Origin of the sequence: Methanobrevibacter sp. (genome assembly GCF_050872065.1) — an archaeon.
Taxonomy (GTDB): Archaea; Methanobacteriota; Methanobacteria; order Methanobacteriales; family Methanobacteriaceae; genus Methanocatella.
On record NZ_JBNMGD010000008.1, the window covers coordinates 1 to 23,409 of the forward strand.

At 29.1% G+C, this 23,409-nt stretch carries 26 protein-coding genes; 17 read left to right on the forward strand and 9 right to left on the reverse strand.

Annotation, left to right across the window (positions count from 1 at the left end):
- The first annotated feature begins 11 nt into the window (after positions 1-11).
- The 3 genes from ACR0P1_RS01970 (at position 12) to ACR0P1_RS01980 (ending at position 1,920) form a co-directional block, all read left to right on the forward strand.
- Positions 12-386, forward strand: coding sequence for a 30S ribosomal protein S8e (locus tag ACR0P1_RS01970; RefSeq protein WP_432644766.1), 375 nt, complete (start codon positions 12-14; stop codon positions 384-386).
- 106 nt (positions 387-492) lie between these two features.
- Complete coding sequence (hypE, locus tag ACR0P1_RS01975) at positions 493-1,515, forward strand: hydrogenase expression/formation protein HypE (RefSeq protein WP_432644727.1); 1,023 nt, start codon at positions 493-495, stop codon at positions 1,513-1,515.
- Positions 1,516-1,524: 9 nt separating this feature from the next.
- Complete coding sequence (locus tag ACR0P1_RS01980) at positions 1,525-1,920, forward strand: RDD family protein (protein WP_432644728.1); 396 nt, start codon at positions 1,525-1,527, stop codon at positions 1,918-1,920.
- Positions 1,921-2,105: 185 nt separating this feature from the next.
- On the opposite strand, the gene ACR0P1_RS01985 is transcribed toward ACR0P1_RS01980, so the two are convergent.
- The gene (locus ACR0P1_RS01985; protein WP_432644729.1) at positions 2,106-2,792 is read right to left on the reverse strand and encodes a CRISPR-associated protein Cas4; all 687 of its coding nucleotides are present in this window, start codon (positions 2,790-2,792) and stop codon (positions 2,106-2,108) included.
- A gap of 59 nt (positions 2,793-2,851) precedes the next feature.
- Between ACR0P1_RS01985 and ACR0P1_RS01990 the strand changes: the two genes are divergently transcribed.
- Entirely contained in the window at positions 2,852-3,712 is an 861-nt protein-coding gene (locus tag ACR0P1_RS01990; protein WP_432644730.1) for an SPL family radical SAM protein, read from the forward strand.
- 27 nt (positions 3,713-3,739) lie between these two features.
- Entirely contained in the window at positions 3,740-5,023 is a 1,284-nt protein-coding gene (locus ACR0P1_RS01995; protein ID WP_432644731.1) for a DEAD/DEAH box helicase, read from the forward strand.
- Here the strand turns inward: ACR0P1_RS01995 and ACR0P1_RS02000 are convergent, their stop codons facing one another.
- The 6 genes from ACR0P1_RS02000 to ACR0P1_RS02025 all read right to left on the reverse strand — a co-directional run bounded on the left by ACR0P1_RS02000 (position 5,024) and on the right by ACR0P1_RS02025 (position 10,674).
- Entirely contained in the window at positions 5,024-5,827 is an 804-nt protein-coding gene (locus ACR0P1_RS02000; protein WP_432644767.1) for a winged helix-turn-helix transcriptional regulator, read from the reverse strand.
- Between the two features lie 190 nt (positions 5,828-6,017).
- Positions 6,018-7,424, reverse strand: a complete 1,407-nt coding sequence (gene recJ / locus ACR0P1_RS02005) for a single-stranded-DNA-specific exonuclease RecJ (RefSeq protein ID WP_432644732.1) — start codon at positions 7,422-7,424, stop codon at positions 6,018-6,020.
- A 5-nt stretch (positions 7,425-7,429) separates the two neighbouring features.
- Positions 7,430-7,699 (reverse strand): signal recognition particle subunit SRP19/SEC65 family protein, encoded by a 270-nt coding sequence (locus ACR0P1_RS02010; protein WP_432644733.1) that lies wholly within the window; start codon positions 7,697-7,699, stop codon positions 7,430-7,432.
- A gap of 9 nt (positions 7,700-7,708) precedes the next feature.
- Positions 7,709-8,803 carry a UDP-galactopyranose mutase gene (glf, locus tag ACR0P1_RS02015; RefSeq protein WP_432644734.1) on the reverse strand — a complete coding sequence of 365 codons (1,095 nt, stop codon included), beginning with the start codon at positions 8,801-8,803 and terminating at the stop codon, positions 7,709-7,711.
- 4 nt (positions 8,804-8,807) lie between these two features.
- Positions 8,808-9,911, reverse strand: a complete 1,104-nt coding sequence (locus ACR0P1_RS02020) for a glycosyltransferase (protein ID WP_432644735.1) — start codon at positions 9,909-9,911, stop codon at positions 8,808-8,810.
- On the reverse strand, positions 9,904-10,674 hold the full coding sequence (locus tag ACR0P1_RS02025) for a uroporphyrinogen-III synthase (RefSeq protein ID WP_432644736.1): 771 nt from the start codon (positions 10,672-10,674) through the stop codon (positions 9,904-9,906). Before ACR0P1_RS02025 ends, ACR0P1_RS02020 begins: the two co-directional genes overlap by 8 nt.
- A 170-nt stretch (positions 10,675-10,844) precedes the next feature.
- Here ACR0P1_RS02025 and ACR0P1_RS02030 point away from each other — a divergent pair, with 170 nt between their 5' ends.
- The 3 genes from ACR0P1_RS02030 to ACR0P1_RS02040 are packed head-to-tail and all read left to right on the forward strand — an operon-like array spanning position 10,845 to position 13,577.
- On the forward strand, positions 10,845-11,813 hold the full coding sequence (locus ACR0P1_RS02030; RefSeq protein ID WP_432644737.1) for an NAD(P)H-dependent glycerol-3-phosphate dehydrogenase: 969 nt from the start codon (positions 10,845-10,847) through the stop codon (positions 11,811-11,813).
- 12 nt (positions 11,814-11,825) lie between these two features.
- Positions 11,826-12,518, forward strand: a complete 693-nt coding sequence (locus tag ACR0P1_RS02035) for an IspD/TarI family cytidylyltransferase (RefSeq protein WP_432644738.1) — start codon at positions 11,826-11,828, stop codon at positions 12,516-12,518.
- Positions 12,519-12,533: 15 nt separating this feature from the next.
- The gene (locus ACR0P1_RS02040; RefSeq protein WP_432644739.1) at positions 12,534-13,577 is read left to right on the forward strand and encodes a glycosyltransferase family 2 protein; all 1,044 of its coding nucleotides are present in this window, start codon (positions 12,534-12,536) and stop codon (positions 13,575-13,577) included.
- 6 nt (positions 13,578-13,583) lie between these two features.
- On the opposite strand, the gene ACR0P1_RS02045 is transcribed toward ACR0P1_RS02040, so the two are convergent.
- On the reverse strand, positions 13,584-14,579 hold the full coding sequence (locus ACR0P1_RS02045; RefSeq protein ID WP_432644740.1) for an acyltransferase: 996 nt from the start codon (positions 14,577-14,579) through the stop codon (positions 13,584-13,586).
- Positions 14,580-14,594: 15 nt separating this feature from the next.
- The gene (locus ACR0P1_RS02050) at positions 14,595-15,428 is read right to left on the reverse strand and encodes a LicD family protein (RefSeq protein WP_432644741.1); all 834 of its coding nucleotides are present in this window, start codon (positions 15,426-15,428) and stop codon (positions 14,595-14,597) included.
- Between the two features lie 122 nt (positions 15,429-15,550).
- On the opposite strand from ACR0P1_RS02050, the gene aepX reads away from it, so the two are divergent.
- The 9 genes from aepX (at position 15,551) to ACR0P1_RS02095 (ending at position 23,331) form a co-directional block, all read left to right on the forward strand.
- Positions 15,551-16,858 carry a phosphoenolpyruvate mutase gene (aepX, locus tag ACR0P1_RS02055; protein ID WP_432644742.1) on the forward strand — a complete coding sequence of 436 codons (1,308 nt, stop codon included), beginning with the start codon at positions 15,551-15,553 and terminating at the stop codon, positions 16,856-16,858.
- 8 nt (positions 16,859-16,866) lie between these two features.
- The gene (locus ACR0P1_RS02060; protein ID WP_432644743.1) at positions 16,867-17,598 is read left to right on the forward strand and encodes a metallophosphoesterase family protein; all 732 of its coding nucleotides are present in this window, start codon (positions 16,867-16,869) and stop codon (positions 17,596-17,598) included.
- Positions 17,599-17,614: 16 nt separating this feature from the next.
- Complete coding sequence (locus ACR0P1_RS02065) at positions 17,615-18,619, forward strand: NAD-dependent epimerase/dehydratase family protein (RefSeq protein WP_432644744.1); 1,005 nt, start codon at positions 17,615-17,617, stop codon at positions 18,617-18,619.
- 10 nt (positions 18,620-18,629) lie between these two features.
- Positions 18,630-19,400 (forward strand): DUF6564 domain-containing protein, encoded by a 771-nt coding sequence (locus tag ACR0P1_RS02070; protein ID WP_432644745.1) that lies wholly within the window; start codon positions 18,630-18,632, stop codon positions 19,398-19,400.
- 1 nt (position 19,401) lies between these two features.
- Positions 19,402-20,583 (forward strand): saccharopine dehydrogenase NADP-binding domain-containing protein, encoded by a 1,182-nt coding sequence (locus tag ACR0P1_RS02075; protein ID WP_432644746.1) that lies wholly within the window; start codon positions 19,402-19,404, stop codon positions 20,581-20,583.
- An 11-nt stretch (positions 20,584-20,594) separates the two neighbouring features.
- On the forward strand, positions 20,595-21,710 hold the full coding sequence (gene aepY / locus ACR0P1_RS02080; RefSeq protein ID WP_432644747.1) for a phosphonopyruvate decarboxylase: 1,116 nt from the start codon (positions 20,595-20,597) through the stop codon (positions 21,708-21,710).
- An 18-nt stretch (positions 21,711-21,728) separates the two neighbouring features.
- Positions 21,729-22,568, forward strand: a complete 840-nt coding sequence (locus ACR0P1_RS02085; protein WP_432644748.1) for a LicD family protein — start codon at positions 21,729-21,731, stop codon at positions 22,566-22,568.
- Between the two features lie 104 nt (positions 22,569-22,672).
- The gene (locus ACR0P1_RS02090) at positions 22,673-23,041 is read left to right on the forward strand and encodes a flagellar protein, FliL (protein ID WP_432644749.1); all 369 of its coding nucleotides are present in this window, start codon (positions 22,673-22,675) and stop codon (positions 23,039-23,041) included.
- Between the two features lie 5 nt (positions 23,042-23,046).
- Positions 23,047-23,331, forward strand: a complete 285-nt coding sequence (locus ACR0P1_RS02095) for a hypothetical protein (protein ID WP_432644750.1) — start codon at positions 23,047-23,049, stop codon at positions 23,329-23,331.
- Positions 23,332-23,409: the final 78 nt, after the last annotated feature.

The window sequence follows — 23,409 nt, forward strand, 5'->3', positions numbered from 1 at the left end:
TAGGTGAAATAATGGCAATTTCTCAAGGAAAATCAACAAGGAGTCCTTCCGGTGCAAGAAATGTTGCAAACCGTGGAAAAAGGAAATCTGAATTAGGAAGAGACCCAGCAGAAACTAGGTTAGATGAAAAAAAATTAAGAAAAATTAGAACCCGTGGTGGAAATGAAAAACTTAGGTTAGCTACTGGTAATAAAATCAATGTTACTGATGCTGATGGTAAAACCAAAGTTTTAGATATCCTTAACGTAGTAGAAAACTCTGCAAACCCTAACTACGTAAGAAGGAACATCATTACCAAAGGTGCAATTGTAGAAACCGCTGAAGGTAATGCTAAAGTAACATCTAGACCTGGTCAAGATGGTGTTATTAACGGAATTTTAATTTAAAGATTTTTTTCTTTAATTTTCTCTTTTTTTTTATTTTTTTTAATTATATTAATATACTTGTTTTTACAAATATTATTTCATTAATTATTTTTAATTAGGAGATAAAATGTCACAAGATAAAATTAATATGAATCATGGTGCTGGCGGAGAAGTAATGGCTAATTTAATAGCTAGCACAATTTTAGATAATATCACTAAGAAAAGCGTTAATGGTGGTATTAGTTTAGATGCATTAGATGATGGTGCATCAATACCAATTGGAGATGATTATGAGCTTGTTTTAACAACCGATGGTCACACTATTGATCCATTATTCTTCCCTGGAGGAGATATTGGTAGGATTTCAGCTGCTGGAACAATTAATGATGTTTCAGTAATGGGTGCTCGTCCGTTAGCTATTTCAAATGCAATAATCATGCAAGAAGGATTTCCAATTGAAGATTTAAATAGAATCATTAAATCATTAAATGAAGCTTGTGAAGAGGTAGATGTTGCTGTAATTACTGGTGATACTAAAGTAATGCCTCAAGATAAACTTGATGGTATTGTAATGGTTACAACTGGTCTTGGAATAGCTAAAAAAGGTGAAGTTATTCGTGATTCAACTTTAGAAGTTGGGGATAAAATTATTATAACGGGTAGTTTAGGTGACCATGGAATGAGTTTAATGTCTTTTAGGGAAGGATTTGGATTTGAGACTGACTTAAAATCTGATGTTGCTCCAATGTGGAATATTATTAAAAAAGCTTTGGATATTGGAGGAGTTACTGCTATGAAAGATCCAACTCGTGGAGGATTTGCAAATGCTATTAATGAAATGGCATCAAAATCTGGTGTGGGTGTTGTTCTTGAACAAGAAGCAATTCCAATTAAGGAAGAAGTTCATGCAGTATCTGAGATGTTAGGAATTGATCCATTGGAAGTAGCAAATGAAGGTAAAGTTGTTATGGGTGTTAAAGCCGATAAGGCAGAAGAGATTCTTGAAGCTATTAAAAGTGAAAAATATGGTGAAAATGCAGCTATAATTGGTGAAGTTATCGAAGGAGATTATGTTGTAGTCAATACTCCTATTGGTGGTGAAAGAATACTTGAAGCACCAATTGCTGATCCAGTTCCTAGAGTCTGTTAAGGTGATAAAATGGTAAGTGTCTTTTCAAAAAGAATTGTTGCATATTTTGCGGATTTCTTTGTAGTTTCAGCATTTATGTGGATTTTATCTTATTTATTATCACTGGTATTGGGTGTTAATAATCCAATATACCAATATTTTATATATGTGGTTCCAGTTTTAATCATGGTTTACTTTGTGTTATGTGAAAAACTTGTTGGTGCTAGTGTTGGTAAATCATTAATGTATTTACAAGTAATGTCCCAAAATGGGGCAAATATCTCTTGGAGTCAAGCTATTGTGCGCAATCTAACTAAAATTTATTGGATTCCAATAATTTTTGACTGGGCTATTGGTAAAATCTTAAAAAAAGACAGATTTTTTAATACTATTTCAAAAACTGTTGTTGTTGATGAGCTTAGATAAGCTCAATACTTATTTTTTTATATAAATCAACTTTACATTTTAAAGAATCATGTTTTTTCATATTCATGAGTATGAAATATATATGTTCTAATGATTTGTAGGTCATGGTTAATGTTGTAATTGAAGTTATTGTAATTAAAAAATGATTAATAAGATTATTAAATAGTTTTTTTATTCATTTAATTTTATTGTGCATATTCACAATCATGTTTGAACCTGCAGGAGTGGCATTTTCTAGGATTTTTTGTTGGTATAAATGGTTTTGTCCCATCAAACAAACCATGGATTCTGTTAATTGTGAATTTGATTTCTTTTTCAATATTTGGAGTAAATATTTCAGTCCAGAAGAGATTGTCTGTTCCTCGCTCTCTAAGTGCTGCTTTAATGATTCTTTTATCATTGGTCATATCTTTATATGCAAGGCAATATGCTCTTACTTGATTCATTGTTGAGTTATAAGGTGTTCTTCCAGGTTTGTCATCAATTATAACAATTTCATTAGGTTTCATCCAAATTTCATCGATAAATCCTCTGATTCCATAGTTAGGAGACACCACAAAGCATTCTCTTGACATTGATGCTTCAATTTTTGAGGATTCAATTGCTTCTTCAAATGTTGTTGGTATGGCGTCTTTTTTGAATATGTCTTCAAGTTGTTTATGAATTGAGATTCCATGTGTCATTTCGGGTGTTGATTGGGTTTTTATATTTTTTATGTGTTCGAGATATAGTTGATATTCACAATATCCTTGTTTATTTAACCAGCTAATTGGGAAATTATTTTTACCTTCGATTATTTGAAGTCCTTTTATGTTAGGATGGTCTTTGATTTCATATTCCTTTGAATATTCAATAATGTTTTTTTCTAGCATATTTTACTATATATTTTTTGAAGTATAATTATTTATCTTTCAAAGCCAAAATTATATTCATGCACTATACTAATACAAAAAGCATACTGTCATCAAAAAATAGAATGAATATTTATAGGGGTTGTAGTCATGGTTGCATATACTGTGATTCCCGTAGTAATGTTTATAATATGAATCATGACTTTGAAGATATTGAGGTCAAGGAAAATGCACTATTATTATTAAAAAAAGAACTTATCAAAAGGCATAAAACCATGATTGGAACTGGAGCAATGACTGATCCATATATTCCTCTTGAAAAGAATCTTAAATATATTAGGAAATCCTTGGAATTAATTTATAAATATGGATTTGGATTTTCATGCATTACTAAATCTGATTTGATTTTAAGGGATTTAGATTTGCTTAAGAAAATCAATGAAAAGTCAAAGGTAGTTGTCCAGATGACTTTAACAACTGCAGATGATGAATTGTGCAAAATATTAGAGCCTAATGTCTGCACTACATCTAAAAGAATAGAAGTTTTAAAAAGATTTCAAGAGGAAGATATTCAAACTGTTGTTTGGTTATGTCCAATTTTACCTTATATTAATGATACATATGAAAATATTGATTCAATTTTAGATTCATGTATTGATGCAGGGGTTTCTGGAATAGTGTGTTTTGAGATAGGTTTGACTTTAAGAGAGGGCAACCGAGGATATTTTTATAAAAAATTGGACCAACATTTTCCGGGCCTTAAAGAGAAATATGTCCGAGAATTTGGAGATAGTTATTCTCTTCCAAGTCCAAACAATGATGAATTGATGAGTCATTTTTTGAATAAAACTAAAAAACATGGAATTTTGAATAATACTTGGGAAATATTTGAATTTATGTCTGATTTTCCACAAAAAACCGTTCAATCTAGATTAATATAAATAGTTATTTCACTAAATATTAATGTAATGAATTTTAATGAGTTAAATATTTCCGATAAAATTAAAAAATCAATGAATGAAATGGGATTTAGTAAACCAACACCCATTCAAGAGAAATCTATTCCAGTAACCTTAAATGGCTGTGATGTAATAGGTCAGGCTCAAACAGGATCTGGCAAAACGGTTGCATTTGCAATACCAATCATTGAAAAGATTTTCATTGAGGATAAATCTCCTCAAGCTATTGTTTTATGCCCAACAAGGGAATTATGTATACAGGTGGCAAATGAGATTTCAAAAGTTGCATCTAACTTTAAAAAACTCAAAATATTATCTGTTTATGGTGGTCAACCAATTGGAAAGCAATCAAGAGTATTGAAAAAAGGAGTCCATATTGTTGTTGGAACTCCTGGCCGTGTAATTGATCATATTAATAGAGGTAACCTAGATTTAAATGGTATTGAAAGTGTTGTTTTAGATGAAGCTGATGAAATGTTAAATATGGGTTTTATAGATGATATGGAATTTATCTTGAAAAACACTCCTAAAAACAGACAAACATTGTTATTTTCAGCTACAATTCCTGGTGAAATTAAAAAAATAGCTAAAAAATATCAAAATAATCCTAAATTTATCAAGGTTAAAGCAAACAAGAAAAATACTCCAAAAATAACTCAATATTCCTTCAAATGTAATGCAAAATACAAATTTGATGACATGACCAAGTTGCTTGATGTATATGATGTTGAACTTGCGTTGATATTCTGTAATACCAAGAAAAGTGTTGATTATGTTGCAAAGCACTTAATGAAAAGAGGATATTCTGTTGACAGTCTTCATGGGGATATGACTCAGAAGATGAGGGATAAAGTGATGAACAAGTTTAGAAATGGAAATATTAATATACTAGTTGCAACTGATGTGGCAGCACGTGGATTGGATGTTGACAACTTGGATGTTATTATTAACTATGATGTTCCACAAAATCCTGAAAATTATATTCATAGAATTGGAAGGACTGCAAGGGCAGGTAAGCTTGGTTATGCTTTTACTTTAGTATGTAGGGATGAAACCAGAAGATTTGCAGCTATTAGAAAGGCAAACAATACTAAAATTACAGAAAAGGAGATTCCTTCATATAAAGATGTTGAAAAAATCAAAAATAAATTAATTTTAAATAAAGCTATTAATATCATTGAACGTGGACAATTGGATGATTGCTATATTGATTCAATCAAGGATAACACAAGTAAGAAAATAGATGCGCAACTGTTGGCTGCGGGTTTATTAAAGATGGTAAGGGAAGATTAGTTACTTTTTACCATCAATAATATTATATTTTATTTTTTCAGATTCAAGCTCACGGGTAAAAGACTTGCTCATGTCACCAACACAAATAGCGAGGACATTCAAGCCTTTGCGTGCAGCATTTGCTGTAGCATTTGGGGCAGCATACTCTATGTCAAGTGGTAAATTCAATTTATTGATAATCGCACGTGCAACAGTACCTGAACATGCAACTTTATCAATTGGTTTGCCGCTGTTTGTTCCATTCTCATAAACTTTTTTAATCAACTCTAAATCAGAAGCATTGGATCCTCCATCATTAATGGTTGGAACATTGATTATTGTTACATCACCAATACTTACATCAATAATTCCTGTAAGGTTTGATAATGCAGCATCCATTCCCTTTTCAGTATCATTTATAACAATCCCTGTTGCATTTTCTTCTTTTTTATGAGCATATAACACACCATTTTCCATAAAAAGACCTACCATGTCATCTTTTTTAAGATTTTCTTTTGCAATGGCTGGCCAGATAGTTTTGAAATGGTTCATAGTTTCTAAAACAGAATCAGAATATTTTCTAAGACTGATTGCATCCTTTTTAACTTTTTCAATACCTTTTTGAGTTATTTTATAAGGAGATCTACCATCTTTAGAAGTAATGTACTCTTCTTCTATTAATGTTTTAATGTTTTCGGAAACAGCTTGGATTGTGATTCCTAATTTATTAGCCAAATCTTTTTGTTTGAGGTGAGGATCTTGTTTTGAGATTTCACTTAAAATCTGAAAATGAGTTAGTGCACCTCTTTTTTTAAATGCTTTCATCATAATTCATCCCTCAATTGAAATTGATTAATTTATATATTTAATTTTATATTATTTATATTGTATTTTCTTTACTTATTTGTGTGAAGTAATTGTTTATTGTCATTTGGTGGATATTGAAAGCTATTTAAAAATTTATTTACTCTTAATGTAATGTGTGATGGTTATAATTATTGAATTAAGTGCATATTTATTTTGTTAATTTTCCATCTAATTCATGATTAAATTTTTCTAAAAATTCATCTTTTTTATCAATTGGAATATATGCTCCGCAAGCAACTGAATGGCCTCCACCTGATCCTCCAACTTCACCTGAAATTTCACGTATAATATTTCCAAAGTGAATTCCATCATATGAAAGTAACTTTGAACATCTAAGGGATACTTTAAGCCAATCGTTATCTGTTTGTGTAAATCCTATAATTGGTTTTTTCCAATTGCAGTATCCTAGAATCATTCCAGTAATTGTTCCAACAATTTCGGGTGCAATTCCTGTCCCATCAAAGTACTGCAAGTTTTCTAGTTCTATGATGTTTGTGTTATCACTTTCTGCAACACTACTGATTCCTTTGGCAAGATTGGTTCTATGGGTTTTGCTTACTATTTCAAGTTCATCGAGTGCAACAAACCTATCTCCTTTTAAAACTTCCATAGCTATCTTCTCTTCATGATTTCTTCCACATGCATTCATTGCTGTTGAAAATTCAGATCCATCTCTTAAAATACTATCGTTTTCTTCTTTTAAGAAAGTATATGAATCACCTAATATTAACCGAGGTAAATATTGAATATATTTTGGAGGAACTGCTTGTGTAAGCATTGACATTAAATGTTGGAAAAGTTTACCTTTCTCTTCATTTGTCAGCTCGTTTAGAGTTTTTCTATTATGCTTTTCATCAATACCTAACTCCTCTAGAATCGCCATGGTTTCATTAGTGTTATTAGTAATTGGAAGTTTGACATCACTAAAGTAAGAAAGAGCGACAAATAATGGACGAGTATTTCTTCCATAGATGTTAATGTCGTCTTTTACCAATTCTAAGTATCCTCCATCAATCGCATCCTGTTGGATAATTTCATTTAATCCTTCAAAATGCCCTGTCTTTGAGTTTTGCATGTCTCCAATTGCGGATAGAACACCAATCCAACTTAAATCATCATATCCGAATTCTTTTGCAAGGAAATAACATAATCCTCCACCGCAAACATCGTATGATCCGTCAATGCCATGGTGGTTTGGGTTAATTTCCAAATAAGTATATTTCTTATCGTTTTTGTAATTCAAGTCTCTTAATGGAGGGTGGTGGTCTAGGATAAGTATTTTCTGATTCTTTTTGGCTTTTGTATCTATCTTTTGGCCAGACCCTAAATCTGAAAAGATTGTAAGTTCGTGTGTAAGTTCAATATCATCTAGAACATCTAAATTCACAAATTCGATTTCATGTTCCTTATTTTGTCTATCTAGTATGGTTGATAAGATTGCACCTGAACAGATACCATCACAGTCAATATGTGAATAAACTTTAATATCTGAGGCATTTTCGATAAGTTCTTTTGCTTGACAGTACTGTTCGTGCATTAATTGTGGTATTTGCATTGTAATCAGTTTCTCATTTCTTTAATTTTTAAGCTAATTTCTCTTATTAATTCTAATTTGGTTTTATCCCATTCAACGAGAGCTCTTCCAGATTTTTCGTACCATTTTCCAGGAAATGCTTTATTTTTTTCAAGTTCGTATTTAAGTCCTAATCTTTTTAAAGCTCTTTCTATGTCATTTATAGTTGGATCTTTTACTGCATCTTCTAAACTAATTTTTCGACCTTCGTTAAGAGTCAAATTTTTATTCAAATATTGTGGCCAAACAGTAATCATATTTAACACCTATTTAATTTCATTTTCGAAAATTTCCAATGCATCTTTGACAACTAAATCCATATTATAATATTTGTATTTAGCAAGTCTACCTGCAAAGATTACATTTTCTTCTTTTTCCATTTCTGTCTCATATAATTTGAATTTATCTAAATATTCTTGGGTTGGATATGGATAACATTTTTCACCATTAAATCCAGGGTATTCTCTCATAATGGCGGTTTTTCCATTAATTTTCTGTTGAGTCAATTTTTTAAATTCAGTTATTCTTGTAAAATATGGGTGATTTGGATAGTTAACAACACCAACTTCCTGATATGAATCTTCATCCAAGATTTCATATACAAAGTTCAAGCACCTGTATAATAATTCTCCATATTTATAATCGTAAAAGTAATCGATTGGACCTGTGTAAATTAATTTTTCGTAATTAATTTCATCAATACAATCTTTATAGTCTGAATTAAGTTCAATGTGAATGTTATCGGATTTTACCATGTTTTCACACATTTTAGTAAATCCGTCTTCTGGCATTCCTTGATAAGTGTCGCTAAAGTATCTGTCGTCATGATTAAATCTAAATGGAATTCTTGAAATTACTGTTGGGCTTAAGTTAGCCGCTGATGTTCCCCATTGTTTTTCAGTGTAATTTTTGAATAATTTATTGTATATATCACGGCCAGCATTCTTTAGGACAACATCTTCAGAAGACTTTATCTCATCAATGTCATCTTTATGTTCGTCAATCCATTCTTTCATTGAATTTTCATCTAAATCCAAATCATATAATTTATTTAATGTATCTATACAGATTGGCATTGGGACAAGTTTACCGTCAACATTGCTTAGAACCCTGTGCACATAGTTGGTCCATTTTGTAAATTGGGATAAATATTTATGAACCTTTTCATCACTTGTATGATAAATGTGAGGACCGTATTTCTGAATTAGGATGTTTTCTTTGTAGAAATCATAAACATTACCACCAATGTGGTCACGTTTTTCAATGATTAATACTTTTTCATCCAGTTCATTTGCAATCCTTTCAGCAATTGTCAAACCTGAAAGTCCAGCACCTACAATTACATATTTATAATCTAGCATTATTTTACTCCTTTTGAATTTGAATTTTAGATTCGATTGCTTTTGAAATTGAGCCTAATAACATTTTAGTTTTAAAATTAGTATGGTGGATGCTTTTAAGTTTATTCACTTTACTAAGCAATAATTTGTTTTCTTCTTTTGTAAATGAAGAGTTTTTCCATGAATTAGTCCAATGAAGTAAATGTGGATTTATTGATACAGTTTGAATTTCTTCTGAAAATTCTTCAGTACATTGTCTGCAGTAAATGTATGATTCCATTAATTCATCTAGCAGTCTAACATTAACATTATTAGTAATGGATTTATCATCAGGTAAGTCTCTAATGTAGTAATCATAACACATGAAATTGTTCAAGAATACAATTCCTTTTGCTTTTAGGAGAGCTTCGAGTGAAAATGCCATATCATCTCCTGAAACGAATGGTTGAAATCTTAAATTATTATCCATGATTAATTCTCGTTTATAGATTTTACTCCATACTGCAGGAGCCATTTTCAATAAGTCAGGTTCCTGTTCGATATTATCAATATGTATTGTGTCAATTGGACCATCTCTTGGATAAGTTACTTCTAATGTTTTACCATAAAGGAATCTTTCAACAAAATTATCCCAAATGAAATCAGGAACATCTAAGAAGTTTGCAGTCTCAAAATTTTCATCAGGATATGTTGTTTCCAAACTATCTAAATAAGGTGAAAATGATTTTTGAACTTTGTTTCCATATTCAAATATTCTTCTAAAACGGGCAAATGCAACATCTGCATTGTTTTGTTTAGCTGCATGGTATAATTTTTCACATGCAGATGGTGTGTATCTGTCATCAGGGTCTAGAAACATTATGTAATCCCCAGTACAAGCATCAATACCAGTATTACGTGGAGTATATGCTGCGCCACTATTTTTTTCATGATGAATTGCAATACAACAATCATATTTTTCAGCATATTCATCTATGATTTTATCAGATCCATCTGTTGAACAATCGTTAACCATGATAATTTCTAAATTTTCATTTCCTATAGTCTGATTAATAAGTGAGTCAATTCCACCTCTTAAGTGGTCACCAACATTAAAAATCGGTAAAATAATACTTATTTTATCATCCATTTAACTCTCTCCATTTTTTAAATAATAATTCCATCATATCGGGAATTGTGTAAGTGTCAGGATAAATGTAGGTAATATCATATTTTTGCAAAACTTTTGCAGTAATTGGTCCAATACAAACAGTTAATAAATTATCAGATAATAATTTGGCTGTTTTTTCTTCGTCTTCAGCTATTTTAAAGAAATTTTCTACAGTTAATGGACTTGTAAATGTAATAGCATCAATTTCTTTATTTTCAATTTTAGAAATTAATTCCTTAACTGCATCTTTATCCATAGGAAATAATGATTTATATGCTTCAGCTAAAATAACTTCATTTCCTAGTTTTTCTAATTCTTCTGGTAAAATTGGTCTTGCAGAAACTGTTCTTGGAATTCCAATTACTTTATTTGTAATTCCACGTCTTTTAAACTCTTCAATTAAACCTTCAGCAGTAAACTCTTCTGGAACTAAATCAACTTTCAAACCATTCTCTTCGGCAAGTTTTCCTGTTTTATTTCCAATGACTGCTAATTTGCATGTCAGACTTTTCAAGAAATCTGGATAAAACTTATTTAATGAAACAATAGTTGTTGGTGATGTGAATATAATCCAATCAAGTTCATCTTTTCTTTTTACTAAATCTTTTAAAGATTCGCTATTTACAGGCTTCAAATCAAGTGTTGGTGCTAAAATAGCTTTTCCACCTAATTTTTCTACAATATCACAAGCCTTTTTTGCCCTATCTTTAGGTCTTGTTATTGCAACAACTGGTTTTGACATTTTATATTACCTTTATTAATTTATAATGTTTTATATTTTGTTTTAATCTGTTTATATTATTTGCTAATTTATAACGTATTGAGATTTATCGATTGAATTATGAAGATTTAGATGCTCTTGATTTTGGTAAGTATTAATTTTTTATATTAGAAGAAATTAAATATTTATTCATGTTTTCAAATATCGGTGTTGTTGGTGCAGGAGCTATGGGAACTGCAATTGCTCAAACCGTCTGTGAAAATGCTCAAAAGGTTTTATTATATGCAAGGCGAGAAGAAGTATCAAATCATATAAATAATACTCATTTTAATAAAGAGTATTTTCCAAATATTCGCTTAGAAGATAATATTATAGCTATTAACGATTTAGATAATTTAAAAGATGCAGATATTATTTTTTTAACATTACCCTCTTCAACAATAAGGAAAATTGTTCGTGATTTGAAAGATATTATTTCTGCGGATTGTGTTTTAGTAAATACTGCTAAAGGTCTTGAAAAAGGAACTCAAAAAAGGATGAGTGAAGTCATCATGGAAGAAACTGGAAGACCTGCTTGTGTATTGTCTGGACCGAATATTGCTGCTGAAATGGTTGAGAGAACTTTTTCTTCAGCATCAATTGCATGTAGTAACAAACAATATCTTAAAAAAGTTAAAAAAGCTCTTGAAACTCCTAAATTCAAAGTTTCCACAACTGATGATGTTATTGGTGTGGAATATTGTGGTGTAATTAAAAATGTAATTGCGATATCCCAAGGAATTTGTCAAGGAATGAAAGTAAATGAAAATGCACGTTTTTCTGTATTTACAAAAACATATAATGAAACAAAGGATTTAATAGAAAAATTTGGTGGTGAACGAGACACTGTTGATGATTATTGTGGATTTGGTGATATTATCACGGCTTCAACATTAACTGTAAGCAGAAATCATACTTTAGGTGTTTTATATGGTCAAAAAATTATAATTGATGAGCAAGCATCTGGGATTCTTTTTGAAGGAAAAAATACAATTGTAATAATGAAAGATTTATGTAGAAAATATAATATTGAATCTGCAACGGTTGATTTTGCCTATGATGTAATTATTGATAGAGTTAATCCTGAAGATGCTTTTAAGAGGTTTTGGGATAAATTGTAGTGTGGTGTTTTTATGATATGTGCAGCATTGTTAGCAGGAGGTATAGGATCTAGATTAAATCAAGGAAAACCTAAACAGTTTGTTGATATTAATAATAAGCCAATTTTGATTCATTCTGTTGAGACATTCTTAAATGTTGATGATTTAGATAAAATTATTGTATCCTCTCCAAAAGAATATATTGATAAAACAGAGAGTTTAATGGATGAATATTTTCTTAATTATGATAGGATTGTTGTTATTGAGGGTGGTGAAACTCGAAATGATACTATTTTAAATTCTATTAATTATATGAAAAATCAGAATTGTGAAAATGACTCAATTTTAGTAACTCATGATGCATCAAGGATATTTGTATCTGAAAAGTTAATTGAAGACAGTATTAAATATGCAATTGAAGTAGGTGCAGCTAGTGCAGTAATACCTGCAACTGATGTTATATTTGAATCAAAAGAGGATGGAAAATTAACTGATGTTCCATTACGAAAATATTTATGTCATGCACAAACCCCACAGTCATTTAATATTGATAAATTTCTAGAAATTTATGAAGATTTATCTGATGAGGAAATAGCTAAATTGGATGAAGCTATGGTCCTTTTTCACTTAAGGGATGTAGAAGTTAAATTATTCAAAGGTAATCAAAATAATTTTAAAATAACTCGCCCTTTTGATATTGTGCTTGCGGAAGCTATGTTTAAATAGATATGAGGTGTGGATATGGATTATAAAATTAGTATGATTGTGCCGGTTTATAATGCTCAGGAATCTTTGGATTCAGCAATAAATTCAATTATCAATCAGACTATTGGGTTTGAGAATATTGAATTAATTTTAGTTGATGATAATTCCAATGATAAATCTCAAGAAATTATCCGAAAATATGCTAATGAACATGATAATATTATTGGAGTGTTTTTAAGTGAAAATTCAGGACTTCCGGGAAAACCAAGATCTACTGGGATTAAATATGCAAAAGCACCATATTTAATGTTTTTAGATGCTGATGATGAGTATTTACCAAATGCATGTGAAAAATTGTATGATACTATAATTAGTGAAAATTCTGATTTTGTAATGTGTGCTCATTTTTGGAATTTAGATGGTGAAAAAATGAAAGTGAATATCCTCCATAACTGTGAGGATAACTCTGATATAATTAATATCAATCCTTTATTAAATCAGATGAATTTTATTAGGCTTAGTTATAATCATGTTGCACCATGGGGTAAAATTTTTAACAAAGAGTTAATAGTGGAAAATGATATTTCTTTTCCAGAAGATACTTTAGCTGAGGATACTTATTTTTATTTTAAGGCTTTGATTAATTCAAAAAAAGTAACCTTACTTCCTAATGATAAATTATATATATATAATGTGTTTGAAAGTCAAAATTCAGTTATACATGATCATAACTTGAAAAAATTCAATTATTTCTTTGAAGGTTTCAAAAATGTAATGGATTTGCTTAAAGATGTTCCTTTCACAAAAGAGAGGATTCTGTTTAGTAATATGAGTGCTATATTATTGATATTTTCAAATTTAAGTAGGAAAGATAAGAAAGAAAATATCTCAAAAATTTATGATTTTGAAATATCATTAGACCAAGAAGTAAATTTTCAGAAAAAAGAGCTGGACTTTTTAAATAATTTAATCTTAAAAAGACATTTCACACTTGCTATTATTGTTTCTGATTTGTATTCATTATTGTATAATAATAAAAAGATTAAAAAATTTTATAGAAAATTTAATCATAGACATTAATTCGTATTATGCTCCACTGAATATTTTTAAATATGGGATTTTGCTTAATATATATGGTAATAACCATGATAGGAAAACAATAAGAATAAACATCACCGGAAACATCAAATTAGACTGTGGATTATAATAAGATAAGAATTTAGTCACAATAACATGTGAAAAGTACATTCCATAACTACACACACTTAATGATATAATTGCTTTTCCAATGAAATTATTTTTAATTGATTTAAATCTGTTTAGTTTATCTGCATATTGAATAAATAAGAATAAACCTAATCCCATGAATACTATTGGTACATTTTGGTAAATAGAATCAATTGCTGGGCTTCCAATGTAATTTAGATATACGAAGCAAGCTAGTGAAATTAAAAGGATGATTAATCCAGAAATGCAAACTTTTTTGTCATTCATTTTAAATTCTTTATTCGCTAGATAATAACCTAAAATAGGATATCCAACATAACCTGCAAAGTAACTTAAATTAAGATTGTCCCATAATTGGATATGGAATGTTTGTAAGACTATAAGTGCAAACCAAATAGCTAAAAAGTATTTTACTGCTTCCTCACCATATTCTTTCACAAATGAATTAAGAATAGGCATGAATAAGTAAATTCCAATTAAAGCCCAAAAATACCAAGTAATTGATGGGTCTCCAATAAATACCTTCCAAAGATAAGTTTGATTACCTCCGTAATATGCAATTTGACCTAAAATGAGTACAATCCAAAAAATAAACGGATAAATAATGCGAACGAATCTTTTTTTTAAGAAAAACTTTAAACTAGGATACTCCCGATTCAATATAAGTGCTCCACTTATCATGAGAAATATGGGCACACCAATTCTTCCAATATCATGAAATGTCATTTGGCCAATAATTTGTGTTGTAGTAGTTAATGGACCGAAGAAGATATCTACATGACAAATAATAACTGCAATAATTGCAAATGCTCTTAGAAAATCGTAATAAAATATTCTCTCTTTTTTAGTTTTCATTGTAATCAATAATGTTTAATATTCTCCAAAATCAATTTCGTCAGGTGCTGGACGCCATCTTGATTCTTCAGGAGGCAATTGCATGTAATTTCCATAGGTTCTAGTTAATACTTTATCATAATTATTAGGGACATTAACCTCGATATCTTCAAACTGTGCTTTTTTTGGAGGTAACCAATCATTTTTATGATAAACTGGCATTTGACATATTGCTGGAAAATCACATACTTCTTCACAATCATCCTTTTGATACTTTTTATATGAGTTTATACATTTCTTTTTAATGTTATATGGTGAAATGGGGATTATTTTTAGTAAGTAATATAATGCCCTTTGAACTGTTCTCTTTATTTTAGAGTTATTATCATATTTGAGAAATGCATACATTGTTAATTGATTAAGTGAAAAGCAAGTCCATTTGTGGATAAATCTTTTAAATTTGTTGTTTGGAATATTATCTAAAATAAAAACATCAATAAAAATGTTTTGAGTGTAATCAACTTGATCTGCCCACCATTCATTAAATATTGTATCCTTTAACATTAATCTGGCCCAGGTATAATGGTAAGTTTCTTCATTTAAAACATTAATGAACCTGTAATTTTCATCGATATCTTTTTCTAAAATTTTATTTAATTTCTCAAAGTCTTCTCTAAACATTATTACATCAATGTCATCATCCCAAGGTATGAATCCCTGATGTCTTATAGTTCCAAGTAGACTACCTCCATAAATGAAATAGGTTAAATCATGTTTGTTACAAACTTCAATGAAATATTTTAAAATTTTTATTTGGACCTTTTGTAAGTGTTTTAATGTTTCATTGTCATATCTCTTTGATTTAAACATAGTTTTTTCCCGATAATTTATTTTATTTAATTATTATTTATGTGTTGGAAATTTTTAAATATTTCTTTTTTTAAAGATTATAATAATATTAAACACAATTTTAATAAATTTAAGGTAATTTTATGAAATCTAATAATCCAATTGTATACACTTGTTTTTGTACTGATGTCATTCATGAGGGACATTTAAATTTAATTGAGGAGGCTAAAAAATATGGGGATGTTGTTGTTGGAGTTCTTTGTGACTCTGAAATGGTGAAATATAATAGATTCCCATTAAAAACAACTGAAGAACGTATGGAGTTAGTTAGAGAAATTCCTGATGTTAAAGATGTAATAGTTCAAAATAAGATAATGTATGATGATGTTGTTCGTAAACTCAAACCTAATTATATTATTCATGGAAATAATTGGTCTGAAGATTCCATGAAGATAATAAGAAAGAATATTGTTTCTGTTCTTGATAAATATGGTGGAGAATTAATTGAAGTTCCATACACTTTCAGTGAAAAAATACAAAAAGTTGACAGGCAAATGAGGGAAAAATTAGCTATGCCTGAACTTAGAAGAGCAAGATTAAAAAAACTATTAGATATTGTCCCAATCGTTAAAACAATTGAGGTTCATAGTGGTTTAACAGGGTTAATAGCTGAAAAAACTGTTATTGCGGATGATGAATGCATTGATCAGTTTGATGCAATGTGGATTTCAAGTTTATGTGATAGTACTGAAAAGGGTAAGCCAGATATTGAATTGGTAGATATGACATCAAGATTTAGAACTATCAATGATATTATGGAGGTTACTACAAAACCAATCATTTTTGATGGAGATACTGGTGGAATAGCTGAACATTTTGTTTATACGGTTAGGTCTCTTGAAAGAATGGGTGTTTCAGCAGTTATTATTGAAGATAAAATTGGATTAAAGAAAAATTCATTATTTGGAAATGAAGTAAAACAAACACAGGATGAAATTAATCATTTCTGTGAAAAAATAGCTGCAGGTAAAAATGCACAATTGTCCGATGATTTCATGATTATTGCAAGGATTGAAAGTCTTATCTTAGAACAAGGTATGGAAGATGCACTTAAAAGAGCTTTTGCATTCCGTGATGCTGGTGCAGATGGGATTATGATTCATAGTAGAAAAAAAGAGCCTGATGAAATTTTAGAATTCTGTGATAAATTTAGGCAAGAAGATAAAGAAACTCCACTTGTTGTAGTTCCGTCTTCATATAATACAATCACAGAAGAAGAATTAATTGCACATGGAGTTAATATTGTAATTTATGCAAATCAGCTATTAAGAGCAGCTTTCCCTGCAATGCAAAATGCTGCAAAAAGCATTTTAAAACATCATAGAGCACATGAAATTGATGAAGAGTTATTGTCTATTAAAAAGATTATTACATTAATTGATGAGTTATAAGTGATTAAATGTCAAAATATGCAATTTTATCAGATATTCATGGGAATTTATTTGCTTTAAAGGAAGTTTCCAATGATTTAATTAATCAAGATATTGATTCAATAATCCTTTTAGGTGATTTAATAGACTATGGGATGCAATCTAATGAGGTTGTTGAGTTTATTCGTGAAAAATTCTCTTCAAAAATTATTTGTAATATTTGGGGAAATCATGAAAAGGCCATTTTGACAAAAGATTTTAATCATTTTTCAAGTTTTAGGGGTGTTGAATCAGCAAAGTTCACTAATTCTATTTTAACTGTTGAATCCAAGAATTATTTGAATAATGAATTAATTCAAGAGGGTAGAACAAAATTTAAATTAGATGGGAAACAAGTTTTAGCTATTCATGGATCTTTAAATGATAATTATTGGAAAGCAATTTTTCCAGATAATTTAAATGGGAATTATATAGATTATGATATTGTTTTATCAGGTCATTCTCATTATCCTCATGTTTTTCAAAAGTTTTACGAGTTTGAAAATCCTGCTATGAGAAATAAAAAATCCGTATTGTTTATTAATCCGGGTTCTGTTGGTCAGCCTAGAAATCATAATCCTAATGCTCAATATGCAATTTTAGACACAAAATTAATGAGTGTTGAATTAAAATCTGTTAATTATTCTAAATATGAAGCTATGAATTTATATGATGGTAGTATTGATGATTTTTATAGAAAAAGATTAGAAAATGGAATTTAACAAGGGGAATTATAATATGAATGTGTTATATGTTATTAGTGGTGTTACGGGGATGACTGGTAATGAATTAGTTCGCCAGTTATTGAATCAAAGTGAAAACGCAGTAAAAATCATTGGTTTTGATAATTTCTATGCATCGTCAATTGATACTGTAAGCGATTGTATTGATGATGAACGTTTTGATTTTTATGAATATGACTTAAATAGTATTGAAGATATGAATAAAATTGAATCAATGGTTGTGGACTTAAAAGAAGATTTTCATGAAGTAATTTATATTAATTGTGCAGCTGTTGTTCACACAGAGCATTTTTATAATGTTTATGAGACTTATGAAACAAATGTTGTTAGTATGAATAGGTTTTTAGAACAAGCTATTCGTGTAGGTGCTGAAAAATATATTAATTGTTCTACATCTGAGATTTATTCAATGAATTCTTGGAATGAAGATGGTGGAGTTAAAGAATCTGATTATATTACTATGGCTAATGCAGAACACAGTCAAAGAACTAGTTATGCAACTGGTAAATTATTAACTGAGTTTTTTATGAAAGATGCAGTTGATGCTGGAAAAATTAAAGGTTGTTCTATTCGTTTTGCTAATGTTTATAGTAAAGATGAGAAATATCCAAAGCATATTATACCATATATTATTGATAGCTTTAAAAATAAAAAAGAAGTTGTTTTGCTAGAAAATTCTAAAAAGAATTGTAGGACTTTCTTAAACAATTATGATAGTTGTAGTGCAGTACTTGAATTAGCAAAAACAGATTCTGCACTTGATGGTAGTATTTATAATGTTGCTACAGATGAAGAAATTTCCATTATTGATTTAACTAAATTAATTGCTAAAAAAATGAGCATTGATGATGCTATTATTAAATTTGAAGGTTATCGTGAATCTGATCCGGAAAGAAGATTATTATCTACAGAAAAAATTAGAACTAAAACTAATTGGAAACCAATCATTGACTTAGATAAAGGATTAGATAAGTGTGTTGAAAATTACACTAAAAATTAGGTGAGTAAATTTGAAGATTTCCATTATTACAGTTGCAGGAATTTCTAGTAGGTTTAATAAAGATATTCCTGATGAAAAAAAGATATTGAAATGTTTATATTATGAAAAAAATCCTCAAGATACTTTAATCTATCAAATGATTAAGAAATTAAAGTATTCTGATAAAATAATCATCGTTGGAGGATATAAATATACTGATTTGATTGATTATGTCAACAAATATATTCCACATGAATTACAAGAAAAAATTATTCTTGTTAAAAATGACCTTTTTGATGATTTGAGTTCAGGTTATAGCTTATATTTAGGAATTAAAGAGGCTTTAGATAATTTTAATGAGATTGATGAAATACTTTTTGTTGAGGGTGATTTGGATATTGATGGGGAATCATTCACAAAAGTTATCAAATCTGATAAAAATGTTTTAACATGTAATAGGGAACCGATTTATTCAAATAAATCAGTGGTTTTATATCAAAATGAGAATGATAAATATCACTATTTATTTAATAGTGATCATGGAATGTTAAGTTTAAAAGAACCGTTTAAAGCTATTTTTAATTCAGGTCAAACCTGGAAATTTAGAGATATGGATTTGCTTAAAATTGCTAACGATGAATTTTATAATAACAGTATGGAAGATACTAATTTAGCTATAATTCAGAAATATTTTGATTTAATTGAAAATAATAATGATATTGAGCTCATTGGATTAAAACATTGGGTTAACTGTAATACTCATGATGATTATCGATTTATAGTAGAATACTGGAGGAAATGATATGAAAAATTTAGATGAAAGGTTAAAAATTGTGGAAAAACATGTAAATGATGATGAAATAACTATAATGATTATTGGTTTAGGTAGTGTTGGAACCTATTTATTAGACTTTTTAGTAAGTAAAAATGATCCTGCAATAAAACTGGTTGTTGTAGGAAGAAACCAAGAAAAAATGCAATCTGATGTCAATATTGTCCGTGTTGCCGGACTTATTCGTGAAGTTAATAAATCCCAAATTGAAATTGAAGCTGGTGTGGACTTAAATAATATTGAATCAATTGAAAAAGCAATAGACAAATATCATCCGGATTTTATTGTTAACTCTAGTAGAGCATATCCTGGTCTTAAATATGGTAGTATTTCTTGGAGTAATGTAAGAGCATATGGTATTTGGACTCCATTATCTATTAGATTCACAAGAAATATAATGGAAGCATGTGAAAATGTGGATACTGATGCTGTGGTTATTAATACTTCCTACTCTGATGCTGTTATTCCATGGCTTAAAAGTGCTGGAAAGGCATATCCTGATTTTGGAAGTGGAAATTTAAATCATTTAATTCCTAGAATGAAATTTGCAGTAGCAAATATCTTAGGAGTTGGTGATTTCTGGAATGTTGACTTTAATTTTGCAGCAGCACATTTCCATGATGTATGTATCAGTAAAGAAGGACAGACTGAAGGTGTCGAGTTACCTCTTAAAATATATTACAAAGGAGAAGAACAAGATATTCCTCATGATGATATATTTAAAGCATGTTCTATTAGTATGCCTGTTGACCAAAAAAGGAATATGATGAATGCTTCAAGTAATTATCGTATTATTTCTGCAATAATTGATGCAATACGAACAGGTAATAATCAAAAAATATTTTCACCAGGTGTATTTGGAGAAATTGGTGGATATCCTGTAATTATAGGTTATAAAAATGGTGAAATCTCTTCTTGGATTGATGAATCCGTATTTACTTTTGATGAAATGGACAAAGCAAACCGTGAATCATTAGCTTTAGATGGTGTAGAAGATATTCGTGATGCAACATTAATTTATACTGATGATTTAGTTAAAAAAGTTGAAGAAGCTTTCGGTGAATCATTACCAAAAGAAGTAAAATATGATGAAATTGATAAAACAGCAGAGTTCCTTATTGAAAAAATAATCACTCCTCAATTAAATAAATAGGATTAAACAAAATGAAAGTTGAAGATTTTGTCAATGTTTTAAATTGTGAATTTTATACAGGTGTTCCGGATTCACAACTAAAAGCATTATGTAATTATTTAATAAATACTTATGGTATTGATGAAAAACATCATTTAATAGCTGCAAATGAGGGTAATTCTACTGCTCTCGCTGCAGGTTATCATTTAGCTACTGGTGATGTCCCTGTTGTTTATATGCAAAATAGTGGTGAAGGGAATATTATAAATCCTGTTGCATCACTTTTAAATGATGAAGTTTATGCTATTCCAGCTATTTTTGTTATTGGATGGCGTGGACAACCTGGAATTCATGATGAACCTCAACATATATATCAAGGTAAAATAACCTGTGAGTTACTTGATTTAATGGGCATTGAAAACTTTGTAGTTAGTGAAGATACTACAATTGATGAACTTAATGAAGCAATGGTTGGATTTAATGAGATTCTCAAAGTAGGTAAAAGTGTTGCATTCGTTATTCGTAAAAATGCTTTAACATATGATGAAAAAGTGGTTTATGAAAATGATAATAATATTGTTCGTGAAGAAATAATTGAACATATTGTTAGTATATCTGGTGAAGATCCAATTATTTCAACAACTGGTAAAGCTAGTCGTGAACTTTTTGAAATAAGGGAATCTAAAAATCAATCTCATAAATATGACTTTTTAACCGTTGGTTCAATGGGTCATTCTTCTTCCATTGCTTTAGGTGTTGCTATTAATAAACCTGAAAAAAGGGTTTGGTGTATTGATGGAGATGGTGCTTTATTAATGCATATGGGGTCCATGCCAGTAATTGGAAATGTTAATCCTGATAATTTAGTTCATATTTTAATTAATAATGGTGCTCATGAGACTGTTGGTGGAATGCCTACTGTAGCATCAGATATGGATTTTGTTGCTATTGCAAAAGCTTGTGGTTATTCCTATGCAGTATCTGTTGATAATTTTAAGGAGTTAGATGAAGAACTTATTAAGGTTAAAAATATGGGTAAATTATGTTTTATTGAGGTTTTATCTTCAATTGGTGCTCGTGATGATCTTGGAAGACCAACTACAACTACTTTAGAAAATAAAGAAAACTTTATGAAATTTTTAGATTGATTAATTGAATGTGATATTTTGAAGTATAATGAATATGATGATAAAATTTTAAAACATCTACAAAGTTTGGAATTAATGATTTTAAAAGATTTCATTGAAATTTGCGAAGAAAATGATCTTACTTATTATATGTATGCAGGGTCTCTTTTAGGTGCTATCAGACATAATGGTTTTATTCCTTGGGATGATGATTTGGATGTTATCATGTTTAGAGATGACTTTGAGAAATTCAAAAAAATTTTCAATTCACCTAATGATAAATATAGATTATTAGCTAATGAAACTGAAAAAGATTATTTTCATTTATTTTCTAAATTAATGCTTAATAATACTAAATTTGAGGAAAAATGGGTTAATCAGGTCGATTTTAATATTGGGATTAATATAGATATTTTTGTTTTAGATGATTTAAGTGATAATAAACTAAAAAGAAATTTCCAACTTAAAAAATCTTTTTTATATAATAAACTATTGATCATGTCTAAAATAAAAGTAGATGATTTACCGTTTATTACAAAATTAATAACTCATGCTGGTTATCATATTTTAAATTTATTTAAAATTAAACCATCAACAATAAATAAAAAATGCCTTTCTTTTTTAAAGAAGTATAAAAATCCTAATGCTGAATATGTTTTTGATATTTCAGCTAATGCAGATGAATATCCTCAAATATTTCGTAAAAATGATTTTAAATCTATAAAAAAGATTAGATTTGAAGACATTGAAGTTAATGTACCTGATAATTATGATTATATTTTAAAAAGTTTGTATGGAGATTATATGCAATTACCTCCAAAAGAAGATAGGTACAATCATATTACAGAAACTTTGGACTTTGGCCCATATAATTTTTAATTTTTTTCTTTTATTCTTTATTTTGTTCACTTTTAAAAAATGGAAAAGTATTTTAAGATATTCATGTTAATTATATCTAATGAATTTTTATTGAGGTGAAAATTATGGAAAACTATGTTATAATCTTGATTGGTATAATCATCGCATTATTAATTGTTGGTGGTGCTGTTGTATATACATCTATGCAAAACTCTCAAGATGAACCTGTTGCGATAGAAAGTAACATTTCAAATGCAACAAACACAACAAATGTAACCAGTGATAATTCAAATACAACTGCTACTTTAGAAAATAATGAGTCTGGTCCTTCTGTTGTTAGTGAAGTAGTAAAATTTAATGGTCAAGAAGGTGAAGGGTATTATCGTGAAGTAACATACAGTGATGGTAATTTCCGTCAATATGATGTTGATACTGGTAAATTAATAGGTTCTTCATATGATTCAGATCAAGATAAACTCCCAAGTATGGAATGAAATAAATGATTTTTGCTGAATTATTGGAATATTTCAATATCAAAGGGGAGTTTCCAACATATCTTCTCAATCAGTCATTTAATGATGTATTTCTTGATGGAAATTTATCTAAAATTGATGAAAACTATAAAATAGTAGTTAAAACACGTCAAAATGTTACTCATCAGATGTTTATAATGCTCAATAGCACTTATCCTGTGACTATATTGTCAAAACTTCCAAATGGTCTTTTGAATGGGATGAAATTTGGGCTTACCGAAGATGATGTGGAGTACATTAACAAATTATAATGCTACTATTTTCTTATTTTTTTTTAACTATTTTTATATAATATTAAAACTAAAAACTATATTATAATAATTTAATTA